This window comes from Pseudomonas sp. (assembly GCF_049301935.1).
Taxonomy (GTDB): Bacteria; Pseudomonadota; Gammaproteobacteria; order Pseudomonadales; family Pseudomonadaceae; genus Aquipseudomonas.
Genome location: NZ_JBAQLP010000131.1, coordinates 1 through 26,937, shown reverse-complemented (window position 1 = coordinate 26,937; position 26,937 = coordinate 1). Strand labels below are relative to the sequence as shown.

At 62.2% G+C, this 26,937-nt stretch carries 24 protein-coding genes and 2 pseudogenes; 17 read left to right on the top strand and 9 right to left on the bottom strand.

The genetic code is table 11. The features are described from left to right. The 5 genes from WA145_RS17085 to WA145_RS17065 form a co-directional block, all read right to left on the bottom strand. On the bottom strand, nucleotides 1-527 hold a 527-nt coding region (locus WA145_RS17085), incomplete at its 3' end, for an acyl-CoA dehydrogenase family protein (RefSeq protein WP_422582716.1). Between the two features lie 29 nt (nucleotides 528-556). Further along, nucleotides 557-958 carry a MerR family transcriptional regulator gene (locus WA145_RS17080; RefSeq protein ID WP_090253868.1) on the bottom strand — a complete coding sequence of 134 codons (402 nt, stop codon included), beginning with the start codon at nucleotides 956-958 and terminating at the stop codon, nucleotides 557-559. A 206-nt stretch (nucleotides 959-1,164) separates the two neighbouring features. Then, on the bottom strand, nucleotides 1,165-1,509 hold the full coding sequence (locus tag WA145_RS17075) for a low molecular weight protein tyrosine phosphatase family protein (protein ID WP_422582715.1): 345 nt from the start codon (nucleotides 1,507-1,509) through the stop codon (nucleotides 1,165-1,167). A gap of 62 nt (nucleotides 1,510-1,571) precedes the next feature. Beyond that, the gene (locus WA145_RS17070) at nucleotides 1,572-1,793 is read right to left on the bottom strand and encodes a hypothetical protein (protein WP_136664692.1); all 222 of its coding nucleotides are present in this window, start codon (nucleotides 1,791-1,793) and stop codon (nucleotides 1,572-1,574) included. A 131-nt stretch (nucleotides 1,794-1,924) separates the two neighbouring features. Next, a complete protein-coding gene (locus tag WA145_RS17065; protein WP_422582714.1) occupies nucleotides 1,925-2,842 on the bottom strand; it encodes a LysR family transcriptional regulator in 918 nt (305 codons plus the stop codon). Nucleotides 2,843-3,000: 158 nt separating this feature from the next. Here WA145_RS17065 and WA145_RS17060 point away from each other — a divergent pair, with 158 nt between their 5' ends. Beyond that, on the top strand, nucleotides 3,001-4,230 hold the full coding sequence (locus WA145_RS17060; protein WP_422582713.1) for an acyl-CoA dehydrogenase: 1,230 nt from the start codon (nucleotides 3,001-3,003) through the stop codon (nucleotides 4,228-4,230). Nucleotides 4,231-4,283: 53 nt separating this feature from the next. On the opposite strand, the gene WA145_RS17055 is transcribed toward WA145_RS17060, so the two are convergent. The 4 genes from WA145_RS17055 to xthA all read right to left on the bottom strand — a co-directional run bounded on the left by WA145_RS17055 (nucleotide 4,284) and on the right by xthA (nucleotide 7,912). Further along, nucleotides 4,284-4,487 (bottom strand): hypothetical protein, encoded by a 204-nt coding sequence (locus WA145_RS17055; protein ID WP_422582712.1) that lies wholly within the window; start codon nucleotides 4,485-4,487, stop codon nucleotides 4,284-4,286. Nucleotides 4,488-4,491: 4 nt separating this feature from the next. After that, nucleotides 4,492-5,475, bottom strand: coding sequence for a TerC family protein (locus tag WA145_RS17050; RefSeq protein WP_422582711.1), 984 nt, complete (start codon nucleotides 5,473-5,475; stop codon nucleotides 4,492-4,494). A 134-nt stretch (nucleotides 5,476-5,609) separates the two neighbouring features. Beyond that, nucleotides 5,610-6,992 carry a substrate-binding domain-containing protein gene (locus WA145_RS17045; RefSeq protein WP_422582710.1) on the bottom strand — a complete coding sequence of 461 codons (1,383 nt, stop codon included), beginning with the start codon at nucleotides 6,990-6,992 and terminating at the stop codon, nucleotides 5,610-5,612. A 107-nt stretch (nucleotides 6,993-7,099) separates the two neighbouring features. Then, entirely contained in the window at nucleotides 7,100-7,912 is an 813-nt protein-coding gene (gene xthA / locus WA145_RS17040) for an exodeoxyribonuclease III (RefSeq protein ID WP_422582709.1), read from the bottom strand. A gap of 143 nt (nucleotides 7,913-8,055) precedes the next feature. Between xthA and WA145_RS17035 the strand changes: the two genes are divergently transcribed. The 16 genes and pseudogenes from WA145_RS17035 to WA145_RS16960 form a co-directional block, all read left to right on the top strand. Next, nucleotides 8,056-8,697, top strand: coding sequence for a GNAT family N-acetyltransferase (locus WA145_RS17035; RefSeq protein WP_422582708.1), 642 nt, complete (start codon nucleotides 8,056-8,058; stop codon nucleotides 8,695-8,697). A gap of 97 nt (nucleotides 8,698-8,794) precedes the next feature. Continuing rightward, nucleotides 8,795-10,522, top strand: a complete 1,728-nt coding sequence (locus WA145_RS17030; protein WP_422582707.1) for an autotransporter assembly complex protein TamA — start codon at nucleotides 8,795-8,797, stop codon at nucleotides 10,520-10,522. Then, nucleotides 10,519-14,187 carry a translocation/assembly module TamB domain-containing protein gene (locus tag WA145_RS17025; protein WP_422582706.1) on the top strand — a complete coding sequence of 1,223 codons (3,669 nt, stop codon included), beginning with the start codon at nucleotides 10,519-10,521 and terminating at the stop codon, nucleotides 14,185-14,187. The genes WA145_RS17030 and WA145_RS17025 overlap by 4 nt, the downstream gene beginning before the upstream one ends. 294 nt (nucleotides 14,188-14,481) lie before the next feature. Continuing rightward, nucleotides 14,482-15,855: an alanine/glycine:cation symporter family protein gene (locus WA145_RS17020; protein ID WP_422582705.1), complete on the top strand. Its 1,374-nt coding sequence runs from the start codon at nucleotides 14,482-14,484 to the stop codon at nucleotides 15,853-15,855. 111 nt (nucleotides 15,856-15,966) lie between these two features. Beyond that, nucleotides 15,967-16,467, top strand: a complete 501-nt coding sequence (tpx, locus tag WA145_RS17015) for a thiol peroxidase (RefSeq protein ID WP_422582704.1) — start codon at nucleotides 15,967-15,969, stop codon at nucleotides 16,465-16,467. Between the two features lie 213 nt (nucleotides 16,468-16,680). Continuing rightward, nucleotides 16,681-17,037 (top strand): annotated as a pseudogene (locus tag WA145_RS17010) (hypothetical protein); the annotation flags it as partial. Continuing rightward, nucleotides 17,013-17,213 (top strand): annotated as a pseudogene (locus WA145_RS17005) (efflux RND transporter permease subunit); the annotation flags it as partial. The pseudogenes WA145_RS17010 and WA145_RS17005, both read left to right, overlap by 25 nt. A gap of 88 nt (nucleotides 17,214-17,301) precedes the next feature. Then, a complete protein-coding gene (locus tag WA145_RS17000; protein WP_422582703.1) occupies nucleotides 17,302-17,631 on the top strand; it encodes a chemotaxis protein CheW in 330 nt (109 codons plus the stop codon). Next, entirely contained in the window at nucleotides 17,632-17,778 is a 147-nt protein-coding gene (locus WA145_RS16995; RefSeq protein ID WP_422582702.1) for a hypothetical protein, read from the top strand. Beyond that, entirely contained in the window at nucleotides 17,768-19,315 is a 1,548-nt protein-coding gene (locus WA145_RS16990; RefSeq protein WP_422582701.1) for a CheR family methyltransferase, read from the top strand. The genes WA145_RS16995 and WA145_RS16990 overlap by 11 nt, the downstream gene beginning before the upstream one ends. Then, nucleotides 19,300-19,914 (top strand): chemotaxis protein CheW, encoded by a 615-nt coding sequence (locus WA145_RS16985; protein ID WP_422582700.1) that lies wholly within the window; start codon nucleotides 19,300-19,302, stop codon nucleotides 19,912-19,914. Before WA145_RS16990 ends, WA145_RS16985 begins: the two co-directional genes overlap by 16 nt. 26 nt (nucleotides 19,915-19,940) lie before the next feature. Continuing rightward, nucleotides 19,941-21,578 carry a methyl-accepting chemotaxis protein gene (locus tag WA145_RS16980; RefSeq protein ID WP_422582699.1) on the top strand — a complete coding sequence of 546 codons (1,638 nt, stop codon included), beginning with the start codon at nucleotides 19,941-19,943 and terminating at the stop codon, nucleotides 21,576-21,578. Between the two features lie 32 nt (nucleotides 21,579-21,610). Continuing rightward, nucleotides 21,611-23,365 (top strand): methyl-accepting chemotaxis protein, encoded by a 1,755-nt coding sequence (locus tag WA145_RS16975; RefSeq protein WP_422582698.1) that lies wholly within the window; start codon nucleotides 21,611-21,613, stop codon nucleotides 23,363-23,365. Nucleotides 23,366-23,372: 7 nt separating this feature from the next. Continuing rightward, a complete protein-coding gene (locus WA145_RS16970; protein ID WP_422582697.1) occupies nucleotides 23,373-25,571 on the top strand; it encodes a hybrid sensor histidine kinase/response regulator in 2,199 nt (732 codons plus the stop codon). A 12-nt stretch (nucleotides 25,572-25,583) separates the two neighbouring features. Then, nucleotides 25,584-26,669 (top strand): chemotaxis protein CheB, encoded by a 1,086-nt coding sequence (locus WA145_RS16965; RefSeq protein ID WP_422582696.1) that lies wholly within the window; start codon nucleotides 25,584-25,586, stop codon nucleotides 26,667-26,669. After that, the coding region (locus tag WA145_RS16960) for a response regulator (RefSeq protein ID WP_422582695.1) at nucleotides 26,645-26,937 on the top strand (293 nt) is incomplete at its 3' end. The genes WA145_RS16965 and WA145_RS16960, both read left to right, overlap by 25 nt.

Here is a 26,937-nt window from a genome sequence, read left to right as displayed (position 1 = left end):
TTGGCGTAGATCACGTAGGTGTGGGCGTCGGGGCCGTTGGTGATCCACATCTTGTTGCCGTTGAGCACGTAGCGGTCGCCGCGCTTTTCCGCGCGCAGCTTCATCGACACCACGTCGGAGCCGGCGTTGGGCTCGCTCATGGCCAGGGCGCCGACGTGCTCGCCGGAGCACAGCTTGGGCAGGTACTTGGCCTTCTGCTCGTGGGTACCGTTCTTGCGGATCTGATTCAGGCACAGGTTGGAGTGGGCGCCGTAGGACAGGCCGACCGAGGCCGAGGCGCGGCTGATCTCTTCCATCGCCACTACATGGGCCAGGTAACCCATGTTGGTACCGCCGTATTCCTCTTCCACGGTCATGCCGAGCAGGCCCATGTCGCCGAACTTGCGCCACATGTCCATGGGGAACTCATTGTCACGGTCGATTTGCGCGGCACGCGGCGCCAGTTCGGCTTGTGAAAACTGATACACCGAGTCGCGCAGCATATCGATGGTCTCGCCGAGACCGAAGTTGAGGGATGGGTAGCTCATGGTTCCACCTGTAATTGTTCGAATTAAGTTCAGGAGATAACGGTTTGTTTTTTATCGGTTTCAGCCAGGGCAGCCAGGCAGCGCTCTTCGGCGGTATCCAGTTCCAGCTGCATCTGCTCGATATCCAGCAGTTGCTGTTGCAGCTGCGCGCGACGCTCGGCGATCTTCGCCATAAAGGTGTGCAGCTGCTTGTGATTGCCGTGCACCGGGTCGTACAGCTCGATCAGTTCCTTGCACTCAGCCAGGGAAAAACCGATGCGTTTGCCGCGCAGAATCAGCTTGAGGGTGACCTTGTCCTTGGCGGTGTAGATGCGCTCCTGGCCACGGCGTTCGGGGCTGAGCATCTGCTGCTCTTCATAGAAGCGAATGGCGCGGGTGGTGATATCCAGCTCGCGGGCCAGTTCGGAAATGGAGTAGGTGGTGGCGGACATGCGGCAGCGCTCTTGTTTACCTTTACGTTAACGTAAGGCTGCGGGCCGGTTTAGTCAACCAACTTGATTAAGCACCTGGCGAGTGGAGTTTTTAGCGGGGCTTGATCACTTTAAAAACAGTGGCTTAGCGCTTTTAGCTAAACACGTCATAAAGTGTTGAGGCGAGACTACCGGCAGAGGTTGGTTGCTCAGGGATAAGCGATTGGCTAGCCGGCTGGCTGCCGCGCAGGCAAATAACGCAGCATCCGTGCGTTTAGCAGGTCGATCAGCGCCGGGTCCATAAACCCATAGTCGTCGGCGATATCCAGGCAAACGATGCGCTTGTTGCCCAACTGGGCTTTGAACGTGCGGCTGAGTTTGCTGCGATGGACCTGTTGCATCAGCAGAATCAGGTCCGCCCAAGCCAACAGCTCGGGGCAGACCGGCGTGTCGGCGTCGTGATTGACGCCGGCCGATGCGGTTTCAACGCCAGGCCAGTCAGCGAACAGCTGTTCGGCGGTGGGGCTGCGCAGGCGGTTCTTGGCGCAGATAAACAGCAGTTTAAGTGGCAAACAATCGACCCCGATCGGCGTCCTGGCGGCGCCGAGCTAAGCGCAATGGGTAGATGAAAGGCTTACGGCTTTCTGCCGGCAAAGCCAAACAGCAAACCACCCGCGAGGATGGCGCCGATGCCCGCCCAAACCGGTACGTTGACTCTTTCTTTCTCCTGCACCGAAAGTTCGATCGGGCCGAGCTTCACTGCGGTGGTGTCCTTGGTGTAGCTGAAACCGCCATACAGCAGCCCCAGCAGGCCCGCTACGATCAGGGCGATGGAGATAATCCGGATTGAGTTCATGTTGTGATCCTCGTGCGGCGCCTGAGCTAATCGCCAGCGGTTTCAAAGGCAGGGCCGTCTAGGCCATTGAAACACAGTGCAGGTACCCAGCAGGCGATTTACTTGATCAAGAGTAGCGTGGCGCACTGCCGCTAGGCTTTCTTTTCCTGGGCCGCGGCCTGTTGGGAAATCTCGATGATCTGTTCACGCATCCAGCGGTTGGCCGGGTCCTGGTCGGTGCTTTCGTGCCAGTAGAGGTGGGTTTCCAGCGGCGTCATGTCCTTGATCGGCAGTTCGACAAAGTGCAGGTCGTTACGCCGGGCGAAACGTTCCGGCACGGTCATGGCCATATCGGTGCCTTGCAGCACGGTAGTGGCCATCAGGTAATGCTGCGAGCGCAGGGCGATCTTGCGCTGGATGCCCATGCGACCCAGGGCCAAGTCCACGTGGCCGAGACCGCTGCGGCGGCTGGAGATATGGATATGGGTCAGGCCCATGTATTCGTCGAGGCTGATTTTCTCCTTGGCCAGCGGATGGCCACGGCGCATGGCGCAAACGTAGCGGTCTTCCATCAGCTTGACGTGGCGCACCTGCGGGTCGGTGTTGAGCGGCGCGTCCACGGCAAAATCCAGGCGGCCGGCGGCTAGCTCTTTAGTGGTCTCGCGGCGCCGGGCCAGCATGCTTTCGATATTCACGTTCGGCGCCATACGGCGCAGACGCTGAAACAGCGGCGGCAGAACGATGGCCTCGGTGAGGTCGGTCATGCTGATACGGAAGGTCTTGTTGGCCTGCGCCGGGTTGAAGATGCGGCTTTCCTGCACCGAGATGCGCAGCTGCTGCAGCGCGTTGCGCACCGGGCCGATGATGTTCTGCGCCATGGGTGTGGGCACCATGCCCTGGGCGGTGCGCACGAATAGCGGGTCATTGAAGGTTTCCCGCAGGCGCGCCAAGGCGTTGGATACGGCAGGCTGGGTGATCCCGACGATCTGCCCGGCGCGGGTCAGATTGGCCTCGGTGTAGATGGCATCGAAGACGACAAAGAGGTTGAGGTCGACCTTGTTCAGATTCATTGCACGCTCGCTCCGCAGGTTGTCGGTATCAGTGGATCATATATCGGTGATGAATGTTTATACACGGTGAGAATAGATTAGATAAATCCTAAGCCCTGTTCTAGCATCATTTCCACTTCACCGAACTCTCCCAAAATCAGCGTCAGAAGGTAGCCATCATGGATTTCGCCTACTCCCCCAAGGTTCAGCAGCTGCGTGAACGCGTCACCGCGTTTATGGAGGCCCATGTCTATCCAGCCGAAGCCGTGTTCGAGCAACAGGTCAATGAAGGCGACCGCTGGCAGCCCACCGCGATCATGGAAGAGTTGAAAGCCAAGGCTAAAGCCGAGGGCCTGTGGAACCTGTTTCTGCCGGAATCCGAGCTGGGCGCCGGCCTGACCAACACCGAGTACGCGCCGCTGGCGGAAATCATGGGCAGCTCGTTGATCGGCCCCGAGCCGTTCAACTGCGCCGCGCCGGACACCGGCAATATGGAAGTGCTGGTGCGCTACGCCAACGACGCGCAGAAGGAACAGTGGCTCAAGCCGCTGCTGGACGGCACCATCCGTTCCGCCTTCGCCATGACCGAGCCGGGCGTGGCGTCATCCGATGCCACTAACATGCAAGCCAGTGCGGTGCGCCAGGGCGATGAGTGGGTGATCAACGGCCGCAAGTGGTGGACCTCCGGCGCGTGCGATCCGCGCTGCAAGATCATGATCTTTATGGGCCTGACCAACCCGGATGGCCCGCGCCACCAGCAGCACTCGATGATTCTGGTGCCGATGGATGCCCCCGGAGTGAAAGTACTGCGCCCGCTGCCGGTGTTCGGCTACGACGACGCGCCGCACGGCCACGCCGAAGTGCTGTTCGAAAACGTCCGCGTGCCCTATGAGAACGTGCTGCTCGGCGAAGGCCGTGGCTTCGAGATCGCTCAGGGTCGCCTTGGCCCAGGCCGTATCCACCACTGCATGCGCTCCATCGGCATGGCCGAGCGTGCACTGAAGTTGATGTGCGAGCGCTCGATCAACCGCACGGCCTTCGGCAAGCCCCTGGCCCGTCTGGGTGGCAATATCGATCACATCGCCGATTCGCGCATGGAGATCAATATGGCCCGTCTGCTGACGCTGAACGCCGCTTATATGATGGACACCGTGGGCAACAAGATTGCCGCCAGCGAAATCGCCCAGATCAAGGTGGTCGCACCCAACGTGGCGCTGAAGGTGATCGACCGCGCGATTCAAATCCACGGCGGCGCCGGGGTATCGAATGACTTCCCACTGGCCTACTGGTACGCCATGCAGCGCACCTTGCGCCTGGCCGACGGCCCGGACGAAGTGCACCGCGCGGCCATCGGCAAGTTCGAAATCGGCAAATACGTGTCGAAAGACGTGATGAAAGCCAGTCGCTAAACGCACGACTGGATACGCACAAGGCCCGCAACTGCGGGCCTTGTGCGTTGTGGCTAATGCGGGGTTCCCGGCGGGGCAAACTCATCATCCGGACCTGCGCTCTGCTGCAGCCAGAGCAGGCGCATATGCAGCTGTGCGGCGAAGGCGCGGGCAGCCTGTTCCTGATGGAAGATCAGGCTGCGCCGGCCCATGCGCACTTGCCAACGCAGCGTGCCGCGCTGCAGCAGCGGTTCGATAACGATGCTTGGCGAACTCAAACGATCAATGCTCCTGCCTGGGTGCGCGGGTTTTCAGCAGCGACAATACCACTCCGCCCGCCAGCAAGCCGAGGGTCACGCACAGCGACAGCAGGGCGGGCACCTTGGTGATGTCATGGAGAAAGATCTTGCCACCGATAAACATCAGCACCAACGCCAGGGCGTACTTCAGGTAGATAAACCGGTGCATCAGCGCCGCCAGGGCAAAGTACAGCGCGCGCAGGCCGAGAATCGCGAAGATGTTTGAGGTGTAGACGACAAACGGGTCCTGGGAGATGGCCAGCACCGCCGGCACGCTGTCCACGGCGAACACTAGGTCGGCCAGTTCGATCAGCACCAGCGCCAGCAGCAGCGGGGTGGCATGCAGCAGCTGCTTGCCCGATTTTCTATCTGGCTGGCGAATTAAAAAGCGCCCGTCGTGCATATCCTCGGTCACCCGCAGGTGTCTGCGCAGAAACTGCAGCAGGCGGTTCTGACTCAGGTCGGGGTGCTGTTCTTCCTTCGCCGAAAGCATGCGCACGCCAGTAAACAGCAGAAACGCGCCGAACAGGTACAGCACCCACTCGAAGTTCTGCACCAGCGCCGTACCCAGACCGATCATCGTCGCGCGCAGCACTATCACCCCGAGGATGCCCCAGAACAGCACGCGGTGCTGGTAGCGCCGGGGGATGGCGAAGAAGCTGAGAATTACCGCCATGACAAACACGTTGTCCATCGACAGCGACTGCTCGACCAGAAAGCCGGTGTAGAACTCCAGCGCCTTGGTCGCGCCCAGCTGCCACCAGATCCAGCCGCCAAAGGCCAGGCCAACGCTGAAGTAGCCGCTGTACAGCAGCAGGCTTTCGCGCATCTCGATCTCATGCTGATCGCGGTGCAGCACGCCGAGATCGAGTATCAGCAAAGCGAGGATAATCAACAGAAAAGCCAGCCAGAACCAGCCAGGGGTGCCGAACAGTGGGGTACTGAGCATGCTTGCCAGGCTATCCATGGAGCCACCTCGACAGTCTGCCTAAGTTGAGAATCAACTCAGTGACTCCGACATCACGGTGCAGGCTCACCGCCAGAGGGGCCCGGCGTCACGCTTAAGTAAGGTTAGCAGGTGCTGCGGCAATTTTTCCTGGCTTAGTACACCCAGACCTCCACCCGGCGGTTCTTGATCCGCCCGTCATCGCCGCTGTTGGCCGCCACCGGCAGTTCGTCGCCCATGCCGATGATGTCGCGGAAGATCACACCACCCTTGTTCAGCTCGCGGCGTACCGCCATGGCGCGCAGTTTTGACAGCAGTTCGGCGCGGGCCGGGTCGGCCTTGGCATCGCCGAAACCTACCAGCACCACCCTGTCATGCAACTTGTTCTGCTCACGCAGATAGGCCAGCAGCCGATTGAGGTCGCGCAGGGCCTTGTTATCGAGGTTGGCGCTGCCTTCCTGAAAGCGGAAGTTCACCGACAGGCGTTGGGCGTTCTGCGCCAGCTCCTGGTAGTTGGCCGGCATCTGCCCGTTGGCGGGGATTTTCACCGCCTGCACGGTCTGCGCGATAAACCCGCTCTGGTCAACAATCGCCTGACCGCGCGTGCTGTGGGCGAACTGCACCAGGGCCCGGCCCCAGGGGTTGCTCAGCTCCGGCTGGTTATACAGAAACAGCCGGCGCGACAGCGGGTAATCCTCGGTGGCGATCAGGGTCAGACTGGGTAGCATGGGTTGTGAATCACCGGCGGCAATCGCCAGCGCCTTGGCCTGGCGGATATAGGGCAGGCCGATAAAGCCGATGCCGTTAGGGTCCTGACTGACCGAATCGGAAAGCTTTTCGCTGGACTCAAAACGCTTGGCACTGGCGGCGAGGGTTTTGCCGTTGGCGCTTAGCACCAGCTCCTTGAAGGTGTCGAAGGTGCCGGACTTGTCATCACGGGCGTACAGGGTGATGGCCCCGGCTGGGGCGCCGAGTTGTGCCCAATCGGTTATCTCGCCAGCAAAAATCTGCGCCAACTGTGCGGTGTTCAGTGCGGCAAGCGGATTGCTCGGATGCAGGATAATGGCCAGGCCATCGAGGGCGATGATCTGCTCGGCGCTGGCGCTTTTCAGATCGCCGAGGGCCAGCAGACTGCTGGCTTCGCTGTCCTTGATCGGGCGGGACGAGGCGGCCAGTTCGGCGCTGCCATCGGCCAGCGAGGTAAAGCCGGTGCCCGAACCGTGGGCCGCTACTTCAATGCTGACGCTGCGGCCATCGGCGGTTTTGCCGGTGATCGTCTGCTCGTTTTCGGCGTTGCCTGCCTCAATGCGGATGGCGCTCAGGCCCTGTTCTTCCAGCAGCCCCTTGACCAGCGCCGGACCCAGCCGCGCGCCAATGGTGTTGGAACCCTGAATGCGCAGCACGCTGCGGTTGTCGTTGGGGATGGGCAGGGCGGCAAATACCGACCAGGGCAGGGCGTAGCAGATGGAGCCGAGCAGCAGAAAGCTGATGGTGTGAATCCAGGTATCACGTTCGAAGGCAGAAGAGGCGTGCGACATGTGGCAAACACCTTGTATGGGTGAGTGAAAGTGTCGCGACGATAAGACAAAAAAGTGACTGAAATATGACAGTCACTTATCTGCGTAAAGGCTCTGCTACAAGGGTATTAGTGCAACTCCAGCCAGATCGGGGCGTGGTCCGATGGCTTTTCCATGCCGCGCAGGTCGTAGTCGACGCCGGCATCCTTGATCCGCCCCTGCAACCCCTGGGAGGCGAGAATCACGTCGATGCGCAGGCCACGCTTGGGCTCGTCTTCGAAGCCGCGGCTGCGGTAATCGAACCAGCTAAAGCGGTCATTCACCGCCGGGTTGAGCTGGCGGAAGCTGTCGACCAGGCCCCAGTTCTTTAAGGTGGCCAGCCACTCGCGCTCTTCCGGCAGAAAGCTGCATTTGCCGGTTTTCAGCCAGCGCAGGCGATTCGGCTCGCCGATACCGATGTCGCAGTCTTGCGGCGAAATATTGATATCACCCATCACCACCAGCGCCTGCTCGGGGCTGAACTGGCTGAGCAGCAGCTGCTGCAAGTCGGCATAGAAGCGCTGCTTGGCCGGGAACTTGGTCGGGTGATCGCGGCTTTCGCCCTGGGGGAAGTAGCCATTCATTACCGTCACCGGGTTGCCCTGGGCGTCGGCGAAGGTGCCGTAGATAAAACGCCGCTGGGCGTCCTCGGCATCACCGGGAAAACCCTTGTGCAGGCTCAGCGGCTCTTGGCGCGAGAGCAAGGCGACGCCGTAGTGGCCTTTCTGGCCGTGGTAATGCACGTGGTAGCCGAGCTGGCGAATATCCGCCTCGGGAAACTGCTCGTCGGCCACCTTGGTTTCCTGCAGGCCGATCACATCCGGCTGGTGTTTCTCGATCAATGCTGCCAATTGATGGGGGCGTGCACGCAGGCCATTGATATTGAAGGAGACGATCTTCATGGGCGGCAGTCCTGGCGGTGGCTCTGGAAAGCCCGCGATGCTAGCCGATTAGCGGCCCTGCCTGCCAGCCTGTGGCGGCGCTGGGTGCGTGGTGCTAACGTGGCTGCAGGCCCAGTAAATCAAGAACAACAGAGGTCAAATCGATGCCCAACAGTCTCGCCGAAGTTCGCATGCTCGATGGCGGTTATGCCCGCGAAGCACGCTCGTTGCTCTACCACGCCTACCGCCACGACCCCACCTTTGCCTACCTGTTCGAGGCCGAGCGGCCAGGCTATGACCAGCGCGTACGCGCCACGGTGCGCGAGCTGGTGCAGCAGCATTTTAGCGAGGACCTGCCGGCCATTGGTTTATTGATCGACGACCGCCTGATCGGCATGGCGCTGATCGCCCCACCACAGCGGCGCATGGATATCACCGAAAGCTGGGGCTGGCGCATGCGCATGCTGCTGACCACCGGCTTTCGTTGCACCAAACGTTATCTGCAATACCACGATGCGGTGATTGCCTGCCTGCCGCCGGGGCCTTACCACGTACTGCCGCTGCTGGGGATTCACCCGGAATACCAGGGCAAGCACCTTGGTGAGCAACTGCTGGAAGCGCTGCACAACTGGTGCGCCGAAGATGCCAGCTCGCAAGGCGTGGTGCTGGATACCGGCAACTCGCACTATCTGGATTTCTATAAGCGTCAGGGCTATGAGGAAGTCGGTGAGGTGGCCATCGGCCCGATTATCGAACACGTGTTTTTTCATCCCAGCCCGCAAGTAGCGATCAAGGCCAGCGCCTAAGAACGGCCTGCTCGGTGTGTGTGGCTACACATCGAGTCGCAACAAACCCTCTGGCAGGCGCTCTAAGTCGGCCATGCGCTCGTGCTAGCATCGCTTAATGTCTGTTTTCCCCAACCTCCTTGCAGGACTATTCCTGCTGCTGTTGAGTGCTACGGCCCTGGCCGAAGCCCAGTTGCGCGTGCGGGTTGAGCCGGCCAATAGCGCGCTGAAAAGCAATATCGAAGGCTATATCGGCAGCCTGGGCGAGCGTGATGCCGAAGCCCTGCAACGCTTTCGCCGGGTGGCCGAGAGCCAGGCGGAAAAAGCCGCCCAGGCCCTGGGTTACTACCAGGTGCAGATCACCAGCGAGGTCAGTGAAGGTGCTACGCCGCGTCTGACCCTGCGCATTCAACCGGGTGAGCCGGTGCGCCTGCGTGATGTGCTGGTGCGCATCGATGGCCCTGCCGCGCAGTTGCGCGCCTTCCGCACGCCCAATGACCCGCAACTGCGCAGCGGCGCGCCGCTTAATCACGGGCGTTACGAGGCGGCTAAACGCGAGATTCAGAACCATGCCTCGCGTTACGGTTTTTTCGCCGGGCGCTTTAGCAGCCAGCGCCTGACGATTGATCCCGAGGCGGGGGTTGCCGATATCGAGCTGATCTATCTCAGTGGGCCGCGCTATCAACTGGGCGCAGTGAACTTTGTCGGCGATGCGCCGTTCGATGAGCAGTTGCTGCAGCGCATGGTGCCGTTTGCGGCGGATACGCCTTATGACTCGGCGCTGATTGCCGAGCTGTATCAGGCGCTGCGTTCCAGCGGTTATTTCGAGTCGGTGCAGGTGGAGGCCAACCCCGGCAGCGCTACTGCCGAGCAGATTCCGGTACAGGTTCAACTGCAGGCGCGCAAGCCGCGCAGCCTGGGTCTGGGCTTGGGTTTTTCCACCGACGTTGGCCCCCGTGGCCGGGCCAACTGGACGCGGCACTGGGCCAACCCCCAGGGGCATAGCTACGGCGCGGAGTTCGAGCTGTCGGCGCCGCGGCAGAACGTGGGCCTGTGGTACGACGTGCCACTGGATCCGCCACTGACCGACAAACTGCGTGTCGCCGGCGGCTACCAGGCCGAAGACCTGGCCAATACCGACAGCAGCAGCCGTCTACTGACCTTCGGCCCGGAATGGCACAGCAAGCTCGACAGCGGCTGGCAGCGGGTGTTGTCGCTAAAGTGGCAGCACGAAGCGTACGACCTGGGCGATGACGCCGGCACCAGCACGCTGCTGATGCCGGGCCTGAGTTATTCCTATCTGCACAGTGACAACCAGATTGACCCCAACCACGGCTATCGCCTGCAGTTTGATCTGTCCGGTGCGGCCAGGGGGCTGTTGTCCGATGCCAATGTGCTGCACGGCAATATCCAGCTCAAGGGCCTGACCACCGTATTCAAGCGGCACCGGCTGCTTGGCCGAGTGCAAGTGGGCGGTACTGAATCCGATGGCTTTGCCAAGGTGCCGCCGTCGCTGCGCTTCTTTGCTGGCGGTGATCAGAGCGTGCGCGGTTATGACTATCAGAGCCTGTCGCCGGAGAACCGTGCCGGCGACAAGATCGGTGGGCGCTACCTGTTTACCAGCAGCCTGGAATACCAATACAGCCTGACCGAGCGCTGGCGCCTGGCGAGCTTCTTCGACCAGGGCAATACCTTCGACTCGCTGCAACTTCCGTCGCTGAAAAGCGCGGTGGGTGTGGGCGTGCGCTGGGTATCGCCGCTGGGGCCGTTGCGCCTCGACCTGGCGCATCCGTTGGATGATCAGGGCGGCGTGCGCCTGCATTTCTCCATGGGGCCGGAACTGTGAAGCGCTGGCTGCGTTATGGGCTGTGCAGCCTGCTTGGGCTGCTGCTTGTGTTGGCCATCAGCCTGAGTCTGCTGCTGGGCACCCAGGGCGGCAGTCGCTGGTTATTGGCGCAGGTGCCGGGCTTGCAGGTGGACGATTTCGATGGCCGCCTGGGCGGCAGCTGGAACGCAACACAGCTGCGTTGGCAGCAGGGCGAAAATAGCGTGCAGGTGATGGCGCCTCGCCTGGATTGGTCGCCAACCTGCCTATTGCGCATGACGCTGTGTGTCGGGCAATTGCGCAGCGGGCCGATCAGTCTGGTGTTCCCGGATGACGATCAGCCCAGCCGCGAGCCGTTTAGCCTGCCGGATCTAAGCCTACCGTTGGCGTTGCAACTGGGGCAGGTGCAGATCGACAGCCTGCAGCTCAATGGCATCGAGCAGTTGCAATGCTTACAGTTGGCCGCGCGCTGGACGGCGCAGGGCATTCAGATCGACAACCTCAGCCTGAACACTGCTGATATGCAGCTGGCATTGCAGGGCAATGTGCAAACCTCCGGAAACTGGCCGCTGCAATTGAACGGGCAGCTGCAATTACCGGCACCCGAGCAGCAGGCCTGGCCGGTGGCGCTGCAGCTTAAAGGTGAGCTGCGCGAGCGGGTGCAGGTCACGGCCAGCAGCAGCGGTTATCTGCACGGTGAACTGACGGGCTGGCTGCAACCCTTGGCGGAGCACCTACCAGCGCAACTGCGTATGCAGATTGCCGCCTTTAAGGCCAGCGCCGAGCTGCCCGATACGTTGAATCTTCAGCAGCTTGAGCTAAATGCCCAGGGCGATCTGCAGGATGGCTACCAAGTCACCGGCAGTGCCAGCCTGCCAGCAACTGAAGGGCCAATTGCCCTGGCATTAGCGGGGCTGCTCAAAGCTGACGGAGCGACCATCAGTAACCTGAGCCTGACCGCCAGTCCCGAGCAGCATGTTCGAGTCAACGGCGAGTTGAACTGGCAGCAGGGCCTGAGCCTGGACAGCCGCTTTAACTGGCAACACTTCCCCTGGCAGCGCCTCTATCCACTGGCAGAATCACCGCCGGTGGCGCTGCGTACGCTTAGCGGTGAGCTGGCTTATCAGGACGGCAACTACCTCGGCCATTTCGCCGCCGAGCTGGATGGCCCGGCTGGCGCCTTTAGCCTGCAAAGCCCGCTGAGTGGCGATCTACAGACGCTGTATTTGCCCGAGCTGCGCCTGCGGGCCGGTCAGGGCCGCGCCGAAGGTCAGGTCAACCTGGGTTTTGCCGAGCAGCTGAGCTGGGATGTGCGCCTGCAGTTAAGTCAGCTTGACCCGGCCTACTGGCTGGCCGAGCTACCCGGCAGCCTGGCCGGGCCGTTGAACAGCTCCGGCAGCCTGATCAATCAGCAGCTCACGCTTAATGCCGATATCGACCTCAGCGGCCGTTTGCGTGGCCAGCCGGCCAGGTTGTTGGCGAAGTTTACCGGCGGTTTTGAGCAGGGCGAGTTGAGTGCCCTGGACGTGCGCCTGGGCGATAACCGCATCAGCGGCCAAGCAGCTTTGCAGCAACAGCTGAGCGGCCAGTTGCTGCTGGCGATGCCGCGCCTGGGTCAGCTCTGGCCGGGCTTGCAGGGCCAACTCAATGGCCAGCTGGATCTGGCCGGCAACCTGCAAGCGCCACAAGGCCAGTTACAGCTGCAGGGCCAGCGCCTGGCTGTTGCCGACCAGCGCCTGCAACAGCTCAAACTCGACGCCCGCCTGAACAGCGCCCAACGTGGCCAGTTAAGCCTGGACGCGCAGGGCATTCAGCTTGGTGACACCGACTTGGGCCGGCTGACCGCCACTGCCGCTGGTGATCAGCAGCAACAAAGCCTTGAGCTGCAACTGCAAGGCCCCTTGCTACAAAGCCAACTGGCTATGGCCGGCAAGCTGGACCAGGGCAACTGGCGCGGCAGCCTGAGCCGTGGCGAGGTGCACAGCGGCGGACAGGACTGGCGCCTGCAACAGCCGGCTTCGCTGGTGCGCCTGGCCAATGGGCAGCTCAGCCTGGGCGCACATTGTTGGCGCTCTGGCGAGGCCAGCCTGTGCGGCGCGCAGCAGCGCCTGCTGCCGCAACCCACGCTGAACTATCAGCTGAGCAATTTCCCCATGGCCAGCCTGGCGCAGTGGTGGCCCAAGGATTTCGTCTGGCAGGGCCAGCTCAACGGCCGACTGCAGCTGGAGCTGCCGCCCAGCGGGCCAAATGGCAGCCTGGAGCTGGATGCGGGCAGCGGCGTCTGGCGTATTCGTGATCAACAGCAGTGGTTGGAGTTTGCCTACGACAGCCTGCGCCTAAGTACCCAATTGCGTCCGCAGCGCATCGACAGCCTGTTGGAACTGCGCGGCCCGGCCATCGGTGAACTGTCGCTGCAGGCTCAGCTCGACCCGCGCCCGGTGAGCAAGCCGCTGTCCGGCAGCTTCCGATTAAGCGGTCTCGACTTGGCGCTGGCGCGGCCGTTTGTGCCGCTGGTTGAGCGTATCGCCGGGCAAGTGCATGGCGCGGGCACGCTTTCGGGCGGGCTGCTGGCGCCGCAAATCAACGGCAACCTGCGCGTGCTAAATGGAGAAATAAGCGGCGGCGAGCTGCCGATGGACATCGAGCAGCTGCAACTGCAAGCCCGCATCGAGGGCGAACGGCTGCAGCTGGAGGGCGATTGGCGCAGTGGCGAGCAGGGCCAGGGCCGCCTGAATGGTGAGCTGAGCTGGGCCGATGGGTTACTGGCGGACGTCCAGTTGCGGGGCAGCCGTCTGCCGGTGACGGTGGAGCCCTATGCCGCGCTGGAAGTCGAGCCGGACCTGCGTGTCAGTCTGCGTGATCAGCAGCTGTCGCTGGCCGGCAAGCTGCTGATCCCCAGCGGCAAGATTGCGGTGCGCGAACTGCCGCCCTCAACCGTACAGGTTTCCAGCGATGCCGTGGTGGTGGGCCGCGACAGCACACAGCAAGCGGCCCCGGCAATCGCCATGGATATCGATGTCGAGGTCGGCCAGCAGCGCCTGACCTTCAGCGGCTTTGGCCTGGAGGCCGAACTGCTTGGTCGCGTGCATATCGGCAATGACCTGGACAGCCGTGGCGAGCTGAGCCTGAACAAGGGCCGCTTCCGCGCCTATGGTCAGCGCCTGAATGTGCGCCGTGCGCGCCTGCTGTTCGCCGGGCCGATTGACCAGCCATTTCTCGATATCGAGACCGTACGCCAGGTCGATGAGGTGACTGCTGGCTTGCGCCTCAGTGGCAATGCCGCGCAACCGACCAGCACGGTATTTTCCGAGCCGGCCATGAGCCAGGAGCAGGCGCTGTCCTACCTGGTTATGGGCCGGCCGCTGGGGCAGGGCGCTGGTGACAATAATATGCTCGCCCAGGCGGCTCTGGCCCTGGGCATGGCCGGCAGTGCGCCGCTGGTCAATAGCCTGGCGCAGGGCCTGGGCCTCGGTGAGTTCCAGCTCGACACTCAGGGTTCAGGGGTGACCACCAGTGTGGTGGCCAGCGGCAGCCTGTCCGAGCGTCTGAGTCTGCGTTACGGCGTGGGCGTGTTTGAACCGGCGAATACCATCGCCCTGCGCTATGAACTGAGCCGACGCCTCTACCTAGAGGCTGCCAGCGGCTTGGCCAGTTCTCTGGATTTGTTCTATCGGCGCGATTTTTAGGGGCTGTTTGTGCGGGTTAATGCTGGATTAAGCAAATTAATTCGCGTTTAAATTGCGCCCCTCGCTCAAAACGTCTGAGCGTTTAAATCTAAACAGTGAAAACCACTATCGCAGTCTTCATATACTGAGCGCCGCTGATCACCGGGCAGTCGTTGTGCTGACTGGTATAGCCCGATCGGTTGTTTGCAGGCGCGCCAACCCGGCGCGCGTTCTGCGTAACAGCCTGGCCTACCCGGCAATCGGACAAGCGAAGGCTACCCACCTCGCGTTCACTACAAGAATAAGGAAATGAGCATGGAATTCGTCAACACCCTGGTCAATCAACTCAATGGCGTGGTCTGGGGCCCGCCCATGCTGGTGCTGATTCTCGGCACCGGTCTGTTCCTCATGTTGCGCCTGAAATTTATGCCGCTGAGCAAGATTGGCGCTGGCTTCAAACTGATGTGGCAAGGTCGCCAGAAAGGCGATGCCGAGAGCGGCGAGATCAGCCCGTTCCAGGCGCTAATGACCTGCCTGGCCGCTACTGTCGGCACCGGCAATATCGCCGGTGTAGCCACCGCGATCTTCCTCGGCGGCCCCGGTGCTTTGTTCTGGATGTGGTGTACCGCACTGGTCGGCATGGCCACCAAGTACTGCGAAGTGGTGCTGGCGGTGCATTACCGCGAGAAGGATGAGCGCGGCGAGCACGTCGGCGGGCCGATGTACGCGATCAAGAACGGCCTGGGCAAGAAGTGGCTGTGGCTGGGCACCGCGTTCGCCATCTTCGGCGGCTTTGCCGGTTTCGGTATCGGCAACATGGTGCAGGTCAACAGCATGGCGGCCGCCCTGCACACCAGCTTCAACATTCCGCTGTGGGTCACCGGCATCGTTACCATGCTCTTCGTCGGTATGGTGATCCTCGGTGGTATCAAGCGTATCGGCAAGGTTGCCGCGACCCTGGTGCCCTTTATGTGTGTGGCCTACATCATCGCCGCCATGGTGGTGCTGGTGGTCAACGCCGCAGAAATCCCGAAAGCTTTTGAAATGATCTTCACCTACGCCTTCACCCCGATTGCCGCCACCGGTGGTTTTGCCGGTGCAGCGGTGATGGCGGCGATTCGCTTCGGTGTGGCGCGCGGCATCTTCTCCAACGAAGCCGGTCTGGGTACTGCGGGTATCGCTCAGGCGGCCGGCACCACCAACAGCCCGGTACGTTCGGGGATGATCGGCATGCTCGGCACCTTTATCGACACCATCATCATCTGCTCGATGACCGGCCTGGCGATCATCACCTCCGGCGTGTGGACCAGCGGTGCCAGCGGTGCGGCCTTGTCGGCGGCGGCTTTCGAACAGGCGATGCCGGGCATCGGGGGTTATATTCTGACCATCGCCCTGGTGGTGTTTGCCTTTACCACCATCCTCGGTTGGAGCTACTTCGGCGAGAAATGCTGGGAATACATGGTCGGCACTAAAGCCATCCTGCCGTTCCGCATTCTCTGGGTGGTGGCCGTGCCGTTCGGTGCGATTGCCCAGCTGGATTTCGCCTGGCTGGTGGCGGACACCCTCAACGGTTTGATGGCGATCCCCAACCTGCTGTCGCTGCTGTTGCTTAGCCCGATCGTGGTCAAGCTGACCAAGGAACACTTCGCGAAAGAAACCCGTGTGGGTGTACTAAAGGCTACAGCCTGACCCGCTGGTCAGTTACTATTGTGAGCCGTTAGCGGCGCGAGACTTGCCATTTGCCAAGCTCGCGCCCTTACTTAGTAGCCCTCTCTAATTTCGCTTAAAAGGATCGTTCCCATGGCACAAGTCACTCTCAAAGGTTCCCCGGTTGAAGTCACCGGTCAACTGCCGCAAGTGGGTCAGCAAGCGCCGGCGTTTAGCCTGGTCGCCGGTGATCTGAGCGATGTGAGCCTGGCCAGCCTGGCCGGCAAGCGCAAAATCCTGAACATTTTCCCAAGCGTCGATACCCCGACCTGCGCCACCTCTGTGCGCACCTTCAACGCTGGCGCAAGCAAACTGGCCAACACCGTGGTGCTGTGCATTTCCGCCGACCTGCCGTTCGCCCAGGCCCGCTTCTGCGGCGCCGAAGGCCTGGAAAACGTGATCAACCTGTCGACCATGCGTGGCGCCGAGTTCCTGCAGAACTACGGCGTGGCCATTGCCAGCGGCCCGCTGGTGGGTGTAGCCGCGCGCGCCGTGGTGGTGCTGGATGAGCACGACAAGGTGCTGCACAGCGAGCTGGTCGGCGAAATCGCCGACGAGCCGAACTATGCGGCGGCGATTGCCGTGCTCAAGTAACGCCCGCTCAATGCTTGTGCAACGGCCTGCTCTGCAGGCCGTTTTTATTTGGATCAATAACCAGGGCGCGCGTACTTGCTCAACATCCCGGGATTTTTATTTGTGGATCAGGCATTTAGTTACTTAAAGGAAAGGTAAAGAGGCGGTAAAGAGGCTCCTCAAGCAAGTGATAGTCGCCATGCCTGATACACAGCTCACTCCCCGCCGCGCAGCCTGTCGCGCCAATGGCTGTTCGGCTCGCTCGCGCTGGCTGTTCTCGCCTTACTGCTGTGGTGGTTCTGGCCCAGCCCGCCGGAAGCGCCCAAGCGTGGCGGCCCTTGGCGTGATGGCGGGCCGGACCTGGCGCGTTACCGTGGTCTGTACGCCGAAGATTCGATTGCCAAGCAGCCCCTCGATACCCAGCAAGCCCTGGTCAACCAGTTCCGCGGCAGCCTCAAGAGCCTGCAGGCGGCTGTCGCCAGCGCGCGGCTGAACCTCGACTTTACCCAGATCCGCGCACCGATAACCGGCCGCCGGGGCATCCGTCAGGCCGATATTGGCAAGCTGGCCAGCTCCGGCTCGGCTTTACCCTGGTCTGGCTGACCATTTCCTTGATTGCCGTGCTGATTGCGCTGCTGTTTATGGCGGATGTAGTGGGGCGGCTGTTCCGCGAATTCGCCATCACCCTGGCGGTGGCCATCCTGATTTCCCTGGTGGTGTCGCTGAGCCTGACGCCGATGATGTGCGCGCGCCTGCTCAAGGCGGAGAACACCCACGCCCGAAACTACTGGACGTAGGCCTCTGCTGAGCTAGGGTTCTAGGAAAGAGCTAGCGTGCGGCGACAGGGACGCATCTATGGATAGATATCAGGTGTTGCCTTTCTGGCTGGCCGACCAGCCTTTAGCGGTGGCGCTCGATCAAGTGATTCGAGTGCTGCCTGCCTTACCGAGTACCCCCTTGCCGGGCGCGCCGCAGACGATCTGTGGTCTGGTGAATGTGCACGGCAAACTACTCCCGGTGGTGGATCTGGCCCGGCGTTTCGGCTGGGCTGCGCCTGCGCTCAGCCTCTGGCAACCCTTTCTCTGGCTGCGTAGCAGTAAACGCGATTTGCTCCTGCCGGTGCAGCGGGTATCGGCTGTATCGAGCTATCTGAGCGAAGACTTCACCCAGGCGCCAGATCCGTAGGTGCCCTCCAGCTTATTGCGCGGGGTGGTGCGCAGCAGTGATGGCCTGTTGTTTATCCAGGATGTCGAGCAGTTGCTCAGCGACAGCGACGAGCAACGGTTGAGCGAGCTGCTGGCCGGCGGCGAGGGCGCGCTTAATGCGGACTGAGTCGAGTTGTTCGCCGCCACTGCTGGCCGCTTTGAGCCACAAGGTACTGCAACACCTGGGCATGGATTTCTCCGGCTCGCGCAGCGCTGACCTATTGCGGCGCCTGCACCTGCTGGCGCTGGAGCAACAAGTAAGTGATTTCGACGCCTGGCTGCAGGAACTGGCGTTCGCCGCCTGGGATCGTCCGCTGCTGCAAACCCTGATTCCGGCATTTACCGTCGGCGAAACCTATTTTTGCCGCGATGCCGAGGCCTTCGACTGGCTCGCCAGCCAGCATCTGGCGCCGTTGCTGGCGCGGCGTCGGCAAGCGGGGCAACGCAGCTTGCGCCTGTGGAGCGCGGGCTGCTGCACCGGTGAGGAAGCCTACGGTCTGCTGTTTTTGCTCGATCAGCTGCTCGGTGCGGAGCGCGAAAGCTGGTCGCTGGAATTGATCGCCAGCGATATCAATACGGCCTTTCTGGCGCGTGCGGAGCAGGGCCTGTATGGCACCAATGCCTTTCGCCGTAACGAAATACAGTTCCGTAGCCGCTATTTCACCGCCGAAGGTCGCGGCTGGCGGGTGCGTCCGGCCTGGCGCGGGCGCATTCGCTTTATCCAGTACAACCTGGCCGATGGTGCGCACGCTTGCCCAATGCAAGGAGCCGACCTGATTCTGTGCCGCAACGTGCTGATGTACTTCTCCGAGAAGCGCGCCGTCAGCGCCCTGCAACGCTTGTTGGGCTGCCTCAACCCAGAAGGGCTGCTGCTGCTCAGTGCGGTCGAGGCCGGCATCGCCACCCAGGCTGGCCTGCATGGCCACTGGGCCGGTTGCAACTATGCCCTGGCCGGCGGCACCTTGGCCGCTGCTGTCGTGCATATCCCGGTGACTACATCGCCACGTCACACAGCTGAGTCCAGCCCTTGGCTAGTGCCGAGCGAGCCGGCCATAGCGCCCCGTGCGCAGCGCCAGGCCGCGCCGCTTGCTGTCGCCAAAGCCGCGCCAGCGCCCAGCAGCCCCGCAGCGCAGGCTACCCCTGAAGCACTCTGGCACCACGCGCAACAGAGGTTGCAGACGGGCGATCAGGCCGCCGCGCGTGAGGCCTTACTGGCGTATCTGGCCTGCACCGGTCTAAGTCATATGCAGCAGCACCTGGCCTGCCTGCTACTGGCTCGCAGTTGGGCGGATCAACAGCACCTGAGCGAGGCCCAGGACTGGCTGCAACGCGCCCTGGTGTTGCAACCCGACTCGGCCATGGCCTACTGGCTGATGGCCTTGCTGGCGCAACAGAATGGCGACACCCCAGAGGCGCTGTTGGCGCTGCAAAAATGCCTGTATCTCGACCCCAGATTTATTCTGGGCTACTTCCTGCAAGCCAATCTGCTACTCACCCAGGGGCGGTCTGCCGCCAGCGCCAAGGCCTTGCAGGTTTGCCGAGCGCTGTTGGGCGAGCAGGACGAGCAGGCTCAGGTCCCCCAGGGCGATGGTATGAGCTGTGCACAATTGCTGCGTCTGTGCGAGCAACTACAGGGAGGGCACCCGCTATGGCCGAAGCGATAGACCATGCGGTCAACGATCAGGCGCGCTGGGCAACGCTGCATAAGCGCCTGGCGGAGTTCGAGCAGCGTCTACTCGAAGGCTTCGACATTTCCCCCGCAGAGCGCGCCGCCCGCCTGCAGGAACGTAGCCGGCAATGGGCCGGCGTAGAGGAGCACGCGGCGCATGATGAGTTCGAGGTGCTGCGCTTCGGTATCAGCGGTGAGCTGTACGCCATCGGCAGCGAACATGTCGCTCAGGTCTTGCCCTTGAGCCAATACACGCCCTTACCCAATACCCCACCCTATGTGCTGGGCATTGTCAGCGTGCGCGGGCGCATCGTGTCGGTACTGGATCTGCGGGTGCTATTCGAATTACCGATCGACGGCCTCTCCGAACGCAATTTTTTGCTGATTTTGCAGAGCGCAGACATGGAGTTTGGCCTGCTGATCGATCAGGTCCAGGGCATTGGCCTGATCCGCCATAAAGCCCTGCAGAAGGAGGTAGCCAATCTATCCGGGGTACGGGCCCGTTACCTGCTAGGGGTGACCTGCGAGCAATGTACGGTGCTCGATGGCACCCGCCTGCTGGGCGACCCCAACCTACGCGTGAAGGACGAGTAACCGCTCAAAGCCAGGAGAATATCGACATGCTAGGTAATGCCCTGCGGTTCAACATAGGCAGCAAACTGATCCTGACGTTCGCGGTGCTGATACTGGGCTTCGGCAGCCTGTTGTTTATCACCTTGGAACGTTTCGTCAGCTTGCAGGAAAACGAAAAGCAGCAGTTTCAGCTGCACTACGGTTGGATATCCGATGCCAAGGAGCTGCGCATCAATATCGAAGCCCAGCGCAACGAATTATTGCTGGCAATTGCCGGAGGAAGCGCCGATCAGCTGGATGAACATGAAGCAGTAATCCAGCAGCACAAAGTGCAGAACGACCGCCTGATGCAACGCATGCAAAGCAACCTGGCCGATGACGTGGCGGCCAGTGATCTGCTCGAACAACTGGTGTCGGTGCGCGAGGCCGTGATCCAAACGCGCGGCAAGCAACTGCAGTTGATCCGCGCCGGGCAATTGCAGGAAGCCCTGGCGCTAAACGGCGGCGTCCAACTGGAACGCTTCAGCCAGATACACCAACTGGGTCTGCAACTGACCCGACTTACCGAGCAGCGCATCGACGAGGCTCAGCAGCGCTCGGTGGTGGCGCTGCAGAACCTGCGCACCCGCATGCTTAACCTGGGCTTGCTGCTGGTGACAGTAGCCGCGGTGCTGGCCTGGCTGCTCAGCCGGCATATCGCCTTGCCGCTGGCGAGCCTGACCGGCTGGGCCGAACAGATCGGCCGCGGCGAGATCCCCCGCGAAGTGGTAGTCAGCAGCCGCCTGGACGAAGTGGGGCGCCTGGCCCAGGCCTTCGTCGCCATGAGCCAGTACCTGCGCGAGCTGGTGCAGGAAATGAATGAAGGCATTGCGGTGCTGGCCAGCTCCAGTGAGGAAATCCTCGCCGCCACCAGCCAGGTGGCCACCAGCACCCAGGAAACCGCCACCGCCATCAGCGAGATCGCCACCACGGTGGAGGAGGTCAAACAGACTGCGGTGCTGGCCGGTAACAAATCTCAAGGCGTGGCCGAGAGTACCGAGCGTACCCGTCAGGTGGCCCTGAGTGGTCGGCAGGCCGTGGAGGAATCGCTTGCCGGCATGCAGCAGATTCGCGAGCAGATGCAGGCGGTGGCCGAGAGCATCATGCGCCTGGGCGAGCAGAGCCAGGCCATCGGTGAGATCGTCGCCTCGGTCGGCGATCTGGCCGAGCAGTCCAACCTGCTTGGGGTCAATGCCTCGATTGAGGCGGTCAAGGCCGGCGAGTTCGGCAAGGGTTTCGCGGTGGTGGCCCAGGAGGTCAAGGCCCTGGCGGATCAGTCGAAGCAGGCTACCGCCCAGGTGCGCGGCATTCTCGGCGATATCCAGAAGGCCATGACCAAGGCGGTGCTGTTGGCCGAGCAGGGCAGCAAGACCGTGGAAGTCGGTTACCAGCAGGCGCAAGCCAGTGGCGAGGCGATTCGCAGCCTTGGCGGGAGCATCGAACAATCCAGCGAAATGGCCCAGCAGATCGCTGCCACCAGCCAGCAACAGATGATCGGTATGGATCAGGTCGTCAGCGCCATGGAGAACATTCGCCAAGCCAGCCAGGACAACGTCGGCGGCACCCGCCAGGTCGATCTGGCGGCGCGCAACCTGCACCAGTTGGGGCTCAAGCTCAAGGGCCTGGCGGCGCGTTTCAAGCTCTAAGCCAGGCACTGATCGCATTAAGGGAGTGAGTGATGATGGCGATAATGGCCAATCTGCGTATCGGCAACAAATTGCTGCTGGCCTTTGCCCTGCTGATTCTGGGCTTCGGCGCCATGCTGCTGTTCAGCCTGGAACAGTTTGTGCGCTTGCAACAGCGCGAAGCCCACGACCTGTCCCGTCGTCACGAACGGGTGGTGGACGTCAAAAATCTGCTGATCAATATTCTCGGCCAGCGTACTACCCTGCAAGCCCTGCTCAGCAGCGAAGAGCTTACCCATAGCGATCATCTGGCGCAGATCCAGCAAAGCAGCCAGCGTAACGTGCAGTTGCTGGAGCATTTGCGCACGACCTTGGGCGCTGATAGCGAGGTCGACACCCTGGTCGATAAGGTGGAAGAGGCGCGCAAGCTCTTTGCCCACACCCGCGATACGCAAGTCTTGCCGCTGTTGAGTAGCGGTCGCAAGGATGAGGCTGCAAAGTTGTTCAACGGTATTCAGAACGAACGGGTTGAGCAAATGACCGCCTTGGGTGAACAGCTCACCGAACTGACCGAACTGAGGATGCGCCAGGGGCTGGAACAGTCGCGCCTGGCGCTGGCGACCCAACGCCTGCACCTGATGCAATTGGCCCTACTGTTGGCCGGGCTCGCCGGCCTGTTCGCCTGGTGGCTGAGCCGGCATATCGCCCGGCCGCTGGCGCAGTTAACCGGCTGGGCCGAACGCATCAGTGGCGGCGAGATTCCCAACGACATGACCAGCAGCCCACGCCAGGATGAAGTCGGCCGCTTGAGCCAGGCCTTTACCCGCATGGGCTGTTATTTGCAGGACCTGGCCGGCAAGGCTGAAAGCCTGGCACAGGGGCGGCTACAGGAACATGTTCTGGCCATCTCCGAGCGTGACGTGCTGGGCAGTGCCTTTGCCACCATGGTGTGCAATCTGCGCGAGCTGGTGCTGGAAATGAATGAAGGGATTTCGGTGCTGGCCAGCTCCAGTGAGGAAATCCTCGCCGCCACCAGCCAGGTGGCCACCAGCACCCAGGAAACCGCCACCGCCATCAGCGAGATCGCCACCACGGTGGAGGAGGTCAAGCAGACTGCGGTGCTGGCCGGTAACAAATCCCAAGGCGTGGCCGAAAGTACCGAGCGTACCCGTCAGGTGGCCCTGAGTGGCCGGCAGGCCGTGGAGGAGTCGCTCACCGGCATGCAGCAGATTCGCGAGCAGATGCAGGCGGTGGCCGAGAGCATCATGCGCCTGGGCGAGCAGAGCCAGGCCATCGGCGAGATCGTCGCCTCGGTCGGCGATCTGGCCGAGCAGTCCAACCTGCTTGGGGTCAATGCCTCGATTGAGGCAGTCAAGGCCGGCGAGGTCGGCAAGGGCTTCTCGGTGGTGGCCCAGGAAGTCAAGGTGCTGGCCGAACAGTCGAAGCAGGCCACTGCCCAGGTGCGCGGCATTCTCGGCGATATCCAGAAGGCCATGACCAAGGCGGTGCTACTGGCCGAGCAGGGCAGCAAAACCGTGGAGAGTGGCTATCTGCGCGCCCAGGTCAGTGGCGAAGCCATCCGCAGCCTGGGTAGCAGCATCGAGGCCTCCAATGAGATGGCCCAGCAGATCGCCGCCACCAGTCAGCAGCAACTGATCGGCATGGATCAGGTCGCCAGCGCTATGGAGAGCATTCGTCAGGCCAGCCAGGACAACGTCGGCGGCACCCGTCAGGTCGATCTGGCTGCGCGCAACCTGCACCAGCTGGGTGTCAAGCTCAAGGGCCTAGTGGCCCGTTTCAAGGTGTGAGGGCGGCATGACCCTGGATCGTAAAGCGCTGCAACAACGTCTGCTGGCCAGCTTCAAGGTGGAGGCCGACGAGCGCCTGGGCGTGCTTGCCGACGGTTTGGCGAACTGGCGCGAATCCCAGGTCAGTAGTGAATCCATCGAGTCGCTGTTTCGCGAAGTGCACAGCCTAAAGGGTGCCGCCAGGGCGGTGGGGCTGGTACCGTTCGAACGTATCTGTCATGCCTGGGAGAGCCTGCTCAGCCGGGTCCGCGACGGCAGCCTGGAGCTGACCGCGGCACGGGTCGAACTATGTCGTTATGCCCTGGCCGTCGTGCAGCGCCTGCATGCCGAGCAAACGGTGGGCGTAGACGAACAACAACGCGTGGTCGATGACCTGGAAGCGGCCGCCCGCGGTGAGGTGGTCAAACCGCCCGAGACCAAGGCAGCCAGCCCTGCTGCGCCCAGTGAGCACGGCACGCTGCGAGTTGCCGCAGGGCGTCTGGATGCGCTGCTGTTTCACAGCGAAACCCTGTTGCAGCACAAGCTCGAAGCCCGCGCCCAGGCTCGCCAACTCAGCGCACACCGCAGCGCCTGTGAGCCGCAACGGGGCCATCGGTTGATAGCCGGGGTGGCCTTGAAACAGCTGCGCGAGAATGCCGCAGCGTTGCCGCCGAGCAGCCAGGACGCGTTCAAGGCGCTGCTGGATTACCTGGACTGGAGCCAGGCGCAGATGGATCGTCTGCACTTCGCGGCGATCCATCTGGAAAAGGCCGGCAAACACCTGGCCCAGGGCCTGGCACAACTCTCCGAAGCCCTCGACGAGGAGCTGCAAAGCGTGCTGCTGTTGGCCGCGAGCCACTTGATCGAAGGCTTGCCGGCGATGGTTCAGGATATCGCCAGCCAGACCGGCAAGCGGGTCAACTTGCAGGTACGCGGCACCGACCTGCAGATCGATAAACGTATTCTCGATGAACTGCGCACACCGCTCACCCATCTGCTGCGCAATGCCGTCGACCATGGCCTGGAAAGCCCGGAGCAGCGCCTGAGTTGTGGCAAACCCGAGGTCGGCCAACTGCAGTTGGAGTTGCTCCAGGCTTCGGCGGATCGCTTCGAGCTGCGCCTGCAGGACGATGGCCGCGGCCTGGATCTCGCCCAGCTCAAACGCCGCGCCGTAACAGGTGGCCTGCTAAATACCGAGCAGGCCGAAGCGCTCAGCGATATGGAAGCCGGCAAGCTGATTTTCGCCTCTGGGCTGTCCACCAGCGCGCTGATCACCGACCTCTCCGGGCGCGGCCTGGGCATGGCCATCGTGCAGGAGTCGGTGGAGCGTATCGGTGGGCGTATCGAGTTGGAATCCGCCCCGGGCAAGGGCACCTGCATCCATTTGCACCTGCCGCTCAATCTGTCGACATTCCGTGCGGTCATAGTGCGCGTTGCCGAACGCACCTTTGCCCTGCCGGCGCTGGCGGTGGAGCGCTGCCTGCGGCTACCCGCCGCAGCGGTAAAAACCCAGGAAAACCGACCCACGCTGGTCTTCGAAGAGCAGGTATTGCCAGTCTGGGCCCTGGCCGATGTACTGGCCCTAGACGGTCAGGCGCGCGAGGAGGGCAATCTGACCTTGCTGTTGCTCAAGGTGCGCGGCGAACCTTTCCTGCTGCTGGTCGATGAACTGCTCGGCGACCAGGAAATCACCGTAAAGAGCCTGGGCCGGCACTTGTTACGGGTGCGCAATCTATTGGGCGCGACCCTGCTGGGCGACGGCCAGTTGGTGCCCATCCTGCATCCCGGCGACCTGTATAACAGCGCTCAGGCCATCGGCGGCGGCAGCTTCGAGCGTCAGGCCGATAGCGGCCAGCCAGCCAGCCAGCAACGGCTGTTGATCGCCGAAGACTCCTTCACCTCACGCGGCCTGCTCAAGGCCATTCTCGAAGGTGCCGGCTATCAGGTAAACACCGCCAACGATGGCCTGGAGGCCTGGAATGCGCTGAAACAGAGCTCATACGATCTGCTGGTATCGGATGTGGAAATGCCACGAATGGACGGCTTTACCCTGACCAGCCGGATTCGCCAGGATCGTGAGCTGGCGCAGCTGCCGGTGGTGCTGGTGACGGCCTTGCACTCGGCCGAAGACCGCGCCCGCGGCCTGGAGGTGGGGGCTAATGCCTACCTGGTGAAAAGCGGTTTCGAGCAGGACAGCCTGCTGGAAGCCATAAGACGCTTGATCTGAAGGAGGGTTGCCATGCGTGTATTAATTGTCGACGACTCCCCGGTACTGCGCATGCTGCTGCAGAGCGTACTGCAGAATGCCGGTATGCAAGTGCAGGAAGCCGAGAGCGGTGAGCAGGCGCTGCAGATACTGGCCAGTTACACCCCGGACATCATCACCATGGACGTGCACATGCCCGGTATGGACGGCTATGAAGCCACCGCACGGATTCTCGAACGCCATGCGCTACCGGTGCTGGTGCTGACCGCCAGCGCCAATGTGCGTGATGCCTCCACTGCCATGCGCGCCCTGGAAGCCGGCGCCCTGGCGGTGCTGGAGAAGCCCACAGGGCCTGGCTGCGCCGACTTCGATGCGCTGGTGCACAACCTGTTGCGCACCCTGCGCAGCCTGGCCCAGGTCAAGATAGTGCGGCGCCCGCGCAAACCAGCGGTGATCCAATCGGTTGCCCTGCCTGCCGGTGCCGCGCTCGGCGAATCACCACAACTGGTGGCCATAGCTGCCTCGGCGGGTGGCCCGGCGGCACTCAAACTGTTGCTGCAGCCACTGGCAGCCGCACCGCCCTGGCCATTGCTACTGGCCCAACATATTTCCGCAGGCTTTATCGAGAGCTTTCGCGATTGGCTGGCGAGCATTTGCGCGCTGCCGATCCATATCGCCACGGATGGCCAAGCGCTGCGTCCCGGCGAACTCTATCTGGCCCCGGAGGCTTACCACTTGGGCGTCAGTGCCGATCTGCGGGTAGCGTTGAGGACGGGCCGCGACAATGGCCTGTTCTGCCCCTCGGCCAACCACCTGTTCGAGAGCGTGGCGCAGAGCTTTGGTAGCCGGGCCATCGCCATTCAGTTGTCCGGTATGGGGCGTGACGGCGCCGAAGGCTTGGCCACCCTGCACCGTTGCGGTGCGCTGACTATTGCCCAGGAACCTTCCAGCGCCGTGATCGACTCCATGCCGCTGGCCGCCATCAGTCTCAATGCCTGCAGCATGGTGCTGCCCCCCGAGGGGATTGCCCTGCTGCTCAATACCATTGCATCACGCCGTATTTCGTCTGGCACTGCGCCCGAAGGAGTGGAACCATGCTTGCCAACGCCGAAATTCTAATCGCCGAAGACAGCCCGACCCAGGCCGCCCAACTGCAGTATTTGCTCGAGTCGGCCGGTTGCGAGGTGCGCGTGGCGCGCAACGGGGTCGAAGCCCTGGCGCTGACTGAACAATGGCTGCCGAACATTATCATCAGCGATATCGTGATGCCGCAGATGGATGGCTACGAACTCTGCCGCCAGCTCAAGGCCAGCGCGCGTACCCAGGCCATTCCGGTGATTCTGGTCACCAGCCTGGCCGATGCCCGCGATGTGGTGCATGGCCTGGC